Origin of the sequence: Methylotuvimicrobium sp., from assembly GCF_050611805.1 — a bacterium.
Lineage (GTDB): Bacteria > Pseudomonadota > Gammaproteobacteria > Methylococcales > Methylomonadaceae > Methylotuvimicrobium.
Genome location: NZ_JBNGHF010000022.1, coordinates 69,397 through 75,797, shown reverse-complemented (window position 1 = coordinate 75,797; position 6,401 = coordinate 69,397). Strand labels below are relative to the sequence as shown.

Genomic DNA, 6,401 nt, shown 5'->3' with positions numbered 1-6,401 from the left:
TGGATGGCATGAATGCAGATTTTGCATTACGCCATGGATGGCGTGTATTAGGGCACCAACAGTAGGCGCTTTAGGCGATGCAGGAGCAATTGCCGAGGAGCAAAAATCTGCCCTGCCGCCGACACCTGCCAATCGAGCAACCGAACCCTCCGTAAAATAGGGAAGTTATTTACGACTAAATCCTTACTCGTTAATCACTTGTTCAGCTTCATCGATAAAGTGCATCACTTCCTGCCACCACGGCAATTCCGGAGCCAGCGGCAAGCTGTTGTGATCGGCATTTTTAAACGACCACAGCCTTTTATGACATTGAAGTGAGTCATATAAATTCAAGCTATAGCGATTCGGAATGATTTGGTCTTCTTTGGCAATCACCATAGCCGTATTGCCGCTATAGCCTTTCAAGAACTTGAGATTATCGAAGCGGTCGCGAATCAGCCATTTAGCCAGAAACAACCAATAATGGTGTTGCGCAACGTTAGCCATGCTATCGAACGGCGTCATCATTACAATGCCTTTAATCGGGACTTTTCCGGAATGCACGATTCCCCCGACCACACCGCTACCCAGCGACTCGCCCCAAAGAAAAATGGGATCGCCAAAATCGTCCCGTGCTTGTGTTACGATGGCTATGCCGTCGCTTATCAATACCGATTCCGATGGCGCGCCTAATCTTGCGCCATACCCAGGATATTCGGCAACAATAACCCGGTATCCCAGCCTTTCCAATGCATTGAAGTAATAAACCCGATTGATCGCGCTTCCCGCATTACCGTGAAAAACAATAACCGTTCCTTTACTGCCTCTCATGGTCGATTTAGACATCAACCCAAGATAGTTTTCCTTTGCCGGCCAAAGTTCCAGACTTAGACGTTCAGCCTGTTCTTGTTGCTTCGCTAACGACTGCTTTCCGGGAAAATAAATGAGGTTTCGTTGCCATATAAATAAAGCCAATAGAAACAACAAATAAAGTAACAGTATCGAAATCATTTGTTTAATGACCATAATAAAGCCGCATCGTTAAAATATACCCTTTGTCGCTAATAAATTATCATATCCTTCGCGCGGCCACATTTTCGGTTTTCTGAAAGGAAGTAAGGATTTCGCGAAAAAATAACTTCCTGGAGTTATGACCTTTGTCGAGGGTCCGGTAACTCGCCTGGCAAGACGCCATGAACCCAACACCTAAATTCTATAGGTCATTGGCAATGATTCACTACCATGGCTTATTTAGGTACTGGGTGAATACATCCGTGGCTTGAAGGCGGGGCCTGATTGCCAAGGATGGCATGAATGCAGATTTTGCAGGAGCAAAAATCTGCCCTGCCGCCGACACCTGCCAATCGAGTTACCGAACCCTCCAAAAATAGGGACGTTATTTATGCCCAAATCCTAAGCATTCAATCCCCCTCTATGAAAAAGAGGGGGATTGAATGCTTACATTTACTGTAATCCGTGGGAAAATGAGTCTTTTTGATCTTTCTTTAGTTAACCAAATAGCAAAAGCAGAAAGTCAAAAACAAAAAAAATCGGTTATTTTTAGTTGGCCTGCCCTATTTTTTTTAACCTCAATAAACTCTCGATGAACTTATTACTCAATTATCTTTGGCTTTGTTTGTTCCGAAATAATCCTATAAATTTAATTCCCGGACCATCGTTCGTAGCGAAGAATTTGGGGTTCTATCTTGTTTCAGGCATGATCGTCGAAGGGCTTATTTCCGATCCTGTCAGCGGTACTTTGGAAGTATTGATGAGGACCATAATGGCTTTTTCATTTATTACTGTTTTTTTGCTGACGATGAAGAAATGGCAATATTTTAAACAAGTATTCACTGCCATCTTTGTCTGCGAAAACTTTATCATCACCTTGGCGATTGCCGCTGAAGTGCTGGATGTTGTTATGGTAATGAAACATGTTGAATATCAAGAAGAAATATCAATCGGGATCGGCGTGTTTTTAGTCATTTGGTATATTGCAGTTATCAGTTATATTTTCCGGCAAGTCTTTTTGTACAACGCAACGCCAAGCGTTATTTCGGCAATTGCCTACTTTCTTGCCAGTTACGGTATACCGTTGCTAGTTATGGAACTCTAATTTCATCTCAAGATTCGAACATATTCATACTTTGATCGATTATTGCTGAGTTCGAAAAAAGTCTAAAAATAGCTTGGTGATTGGCAAGAATGTCGGCAAAAAGAGTCATCGAGTTGTTATTATTTCCCCTTAACCATCATAGGAGACTCGCCCATGAACATTGAACTGATACGTGAAATCCTTTTATGGTGTTCCATAATCAATTTCAGCGTGCTGCTTTTATGGGGACTGCTATTTATCTCAGCTCACGAATGGATGTATCGATTACACGGGCACTGGTTTCGTTTGCCGGTCGAACAATTCGACGCCATACATTACGCAGGCATGGCGCTTTACAAAATCGGCATCATTCTGTTTAATCTCGTGCCTTATATTGCCTTGCATATCGTCGCATAAGAGCACGAAGACACAGGCAAAGGATTGTCCTTGAATACTTCGTTGAAAACATCATTCCTCTACCGAATCAGCCGCTTGGCCGCATTATTCGCCTCGCATGCCGATCATGACTCATTGTCTTTAGCCGAAGACGGCATAATCTTACATAAAGGCAAAACGACGGTCCGAATTGCTCATCTGACAATCGGCAGCAGAATCGTCTTGGAGCCAGGCTACTTCTGGGATGTACTGGCATTTCATCTGGAGAACAGCGAGACCGTGCGCATGGGCGGCATCGCTAAAAAACGATCGAAACGCTTGCAAACCGACTTGCAGCAAGCCAACCGCCAATATCTCCACGATTTTTATCAACGCCTGGTTCCGGAAATAGAAAGCGCTTATCAACAAGCGCGCTCATGGTTTTCCGGAGATCGCTATATTCGCCGAATTGCCGTACGGCAATGGCTGAAGACGCATCGAGACTTGGTCAAAGGCATTCAGCGCAAAAATATACAACGCTTTTTACCGGCCGATACGGCACAAGCCCTGCAATTCATCCGCCCTTTGTTAAACCACGGATACGACGCGGTCGAGCGCTTGAATGAAACCTATGTCGAACGTCAAATCGAGGCATTTAAATCCTTTTTCGACGACGTGGAGAGTAATCCGTTAACGGTCAATCAGCGCCGCGCCTGCGTGATCGACGAACAGCACAATCTAGTCTTGGCCGGCGCAGGCACCGGCAAAACCAGTACGATGATCGGCCGTGCCGGATATTTAATCAACGCAGGACTAGCAAAGCCGGAACAAATCCTGATGTTGGCATTCGCCCGCAAAGCGGCCGAGGAAATGGAGCAGCGAATACAAGCAAAACTTCGCATCGATACACTGACCGTAAAAACCTTTCACAGCCTCGGCAAACATATCATCGCCCAGGTTGAAGGCGTTGCACCGACCATCGACAAAATGGCCGAGGACGAGCATCTTCGCACCCGATTTGTCGACGAACAAATCCAAAGGTTGCTGCAAGACGATCAATACAAGTCTCGACTAATGACTTATTTCTTACACTTCAGCCATCCCTATCGAAGCGCCTTCAAATTCAAAAGTCTCGGCGAATATAACCGTTATATTCTCGAAAACGACATCCGCACGCTGCAGGGCGAATTGGTCAAGAGCTACGAAGAATGCGAAATCGCTAATTTTCTGTATCGGCAGCGTATCGCCTACCGCTATGAGGCTAATTATCAGATCAACACCTCGGGACCGGATTATCGCGTTTATCAGCCCGATTTTTACTTGCCCGATTACGGTATTTATATCGAACATTTCGCCGTCGACGAACATCAGCAAACGCCGCCGTTTATCGACCGGCAAAGCTATTTGGAGGCAATGGCGTGGAAACAGGCCTTGCATCGAAAACATCGGACCACCCTGATCGAAACCTACAGCTATCAGAAGCAACAAGGTATGTTAACGCAATCGCTGGAACTGCAACTGAAACAAGCGGGTGTGGTTTTCGATCCGCTGCCCAACAATGAACTGCTTCAGCAATTGCATCAATTCGGCCATATTTCGCAACTGGGTCAATTGCTGGCTCAGATGCTGGCGTTGTTTAAAGCCGCCTATTTGAATATCAAAAGCCTGGTCGCGCTGACTCAGCAACATGAAGATCATGAACGCATGCACGCGGCGGCTTTTTTGTTTGAGCCTATTTACGAAGCCTATCAACAGTATTTGCGCGACACCGATACGATTGATTTCGAAGACATGATCGGGCGGGCGATCGACTATGTCGAAGCCGGACGCTTCCGTTCGCCGTACACGCATATTCTGGTCGATGAATTCCAAGACATATCGGCCAGCCGCTCCCGACTGATCAAGGCTTTGCTAACTCATAACCCGAACCACAGCCTGTTTTGCGTCGGCGACGACTGGCAATCGATTTACCGTTTTACCGGCAGCGATGTCACGATCACCCAGGAATTCGAGGAACATTTCGGCGATACGGCCTTGAGCATTCTGGATCAAACCTTTCGTTTCAATAACCAAATCGGTGCGGTAGCGTCCAGTTTTGTCATGCAAAACCCAACGCAAATCGCCAAGCGAATCGAAAGCCATACCGTCATCGCACAAGCGGCCGTCTCGCTCATCCGGACTCGGCTCGATCCGGTCGGCCTGAATGCGGCATTATCGGCAATTAATGCCAAGACCGCCGTGCAAGCCAGTGTATTGATCTTGGCCCGGTTCAATTTTAGAAAGCCGGATTTGTCGAGCTTAAAACGGCAGTATCCCAGTTTGCAGATTCAATTCATGACGGTGCATGCATCGAAAGGCAAGGAAGCCGATTATGTGATCGTGCTTGGACTGGAAAAAGGCAAAAACGGCTTTCCGTCGGAAAAAAAGACCCATCCGTTAGTGGAGCTATTACTGCCGAAAGCCGAAACGTTCGACCATGCCGAGGAAAGGCGTTTGTTTTATGTCGCGATGACCCGCGCCCGGCATCATGTCTATCTGGTCAGCGATGCCGACAAGGCGTCCGATTTTATCCGCGAACTGGTCGATCAACATTATGATATTCGCGTTGACGAATTTAGCGGCGAGGCTTTTCATGAGAAAGTGGCCGATATTCCCTGCCGCGAATGTGAAACCGGCTACCTAGTGCCGAAAGATAGCCGGCATGGCCGTTTTTTCGGATGCAATCAGTATCCGCTATGCACGCACATCGAATCGGCCTGTCCTGAATGCGGCGGCGGTTTACGCCAACAGGGCCAATTCCGGATCTGCGAAAACCGGCTCTGCGGACATATCGAGCCGGTTTGTCCTAAATGCGGCGGCAAACTCAGCTTGCGAAAAGGCCCATACGGACAATTCTGGGGTTGCTCGCATTTCCGCAAGAACTCTGAATTTTCCTGTAATCATACCGAGCAATTTATCGATCTGAAGAGCGCGAAATTACTCGCTTCTGAGGAAAAAAGGGTGGGGAACCCCGCTTAAAACCCTATCAATAGACCTTAATTTGCATTGTGACAGACACCCTATCACAGCATTTAAAAATTCTATTGAGAGAAACATGATTATCGGTTACGCCAAAACGTCGACTACTGAACAAATTGCCGGGATTGAAGCACAACTTCGAGAACTCGAAGCGGCTCAGTGTAAAAAAATCGACCATGAACAGGTTTCCTCGGTTTCCGTCCGAGCTCAGTTAGAAGCGGCTTTGGAGTTTACCCGGGAAGGCGATGTCTTGGTCGTGACAAAGCTTGACCGGTTAGCTCGATCGGTTGCGGATCTCATGGCCATTATTCAGACGCTGGAAAAAAAGCAGGCCGGCCTGCGCATTCTTAACCTGGGCATGGATACGCAGACGCCCACCGGCAAGCTGATGCTCACCGTCTTGGGCGGTGTCGCTCAATTCGAGCGGGAAATCATGTTGGAGAGGCAGCGGGAAGGCGTCGCCAAGGCAAAAGCCGCCGGCAAGTATAAAGGCCGAAAGCCCTTGGCCGCTGAACTCCGCCAGGAAGTCATTGAACTCGCGGCCAATGGCGTAACAAAAACGCAGATTGCCCGGCAGCTTAACATCGGTGAGGCCAGCGTTTACCGGATTTTAGCGACCAACAAAAAAGCCTAAATATAATGGTACTTTTCTGAGCTCCTAAAAATGGTCGTTTTTGAGTGACCGTAAAGATTCATCCGAAAATAGGTATTAGCAGATAAATTCATGCGACGAAACTTCTATACCGGGTTGCTTACGTTACGGGACGAGGGTTCGCAAACGGCCACAAGCGGACCGCTAGATTGCCACTGCGAATGACAGCAGTTGAATGAATTCCAGACTGTCAGGTTAGCATAGATATTTTAGTACCCTTTTTTCTGTGTGCCGGATCGGCAAGAAGGTTGAGGTTGCCTCGGGTTGATCAACGCGACGTTG

General features: G+C 47.2%; 6 protein-coding genes. 5 read left to right on the top strand and 1 reads right to left on the bottom strand.

All coding sequences use genetic code 11. The features are described from left to right. Positions 1-183: 183 nt before the first annotated feature. The gene (locus ACRJJO_RS12495) at positions 184-1,005 is read right to left on the bottom strand and encodes an alpha/beta hydrolase (protein ID WP_431066049.1); all 822 of its coding nucleotides are present in this window, start codon (positions 1,003-1,005) and stop codon (positions 184-186) included. Positions 1,006-1,433: 428 nt separating this feature from the next. Between ACRJJO_RS12495 and ACRJJO_RS12490 the strand changes: the two genes are divergently transcribed. From ACRJJO_RS12490 to ACRJJO_RS12470, 5 genes are all read left to right on the top strand, one after another. Further along, positions 1,434-1,586, top strand: coding sequence for a hypothetical protein (locus ACRJJO_RS12490; protein ID WP_431066048.1), 153 nt, complete (start codon positions 1,434-1,436; stop codon positions 1,584-1,586). Then, the gene (locus tag ACRJJO_RS12485; RefSeq protein WP_431066047.1) at positions 1,583-2,095 is read left to right on the top strand and encodes a hypothetical protein; all 513 of its coding nucleotides are present in this window, start codon (positions 1,583-1,585) and stop codon (positions 2,093-2,095) included. Before ACRJJO_RS12490 ends, ACRJJO_RS12485 begins: the two co-directional genes overlap by 4 nt. A gap of 153 nt (positions 2,096-2,248) precedes the next feature. Then, positions 2,249-2,491, top strand: coding sequence for a DUF6868 family protein (locus ACRJJO_RS12480; RefSeq protein WP_404359264.1), 243 nt, complete (start codon positions 2,249-2,251; stop codon positions 2,489-2,491). Between the two features lie 42 nt (positions 2,492-2,533). Further along, positions 2,534-5,467, top strand: coding sequence for a UvrD-helicase domain-containing protein (locus ACRJJO_RS12475; RefSeq protein WP_431066046.1), 2,934 nt, complete (start codon positions 2,534-2,536; stop codon positions 5,465-5,467). Between the two features lie 76 nt (positions 5,468-5,543). Then, positions 5,544-6,101, top strand: a complete 558-nt coding sequence (locus ACRJJO_RS12470; RefSeq protein WP_431066045.1) for a recombinase family protein — start codon at positions 5,544-5,546, stop codon at positions 6,099-6,101. Positions 6,102-6,401 lie beyond the last annotated feature (300 nt).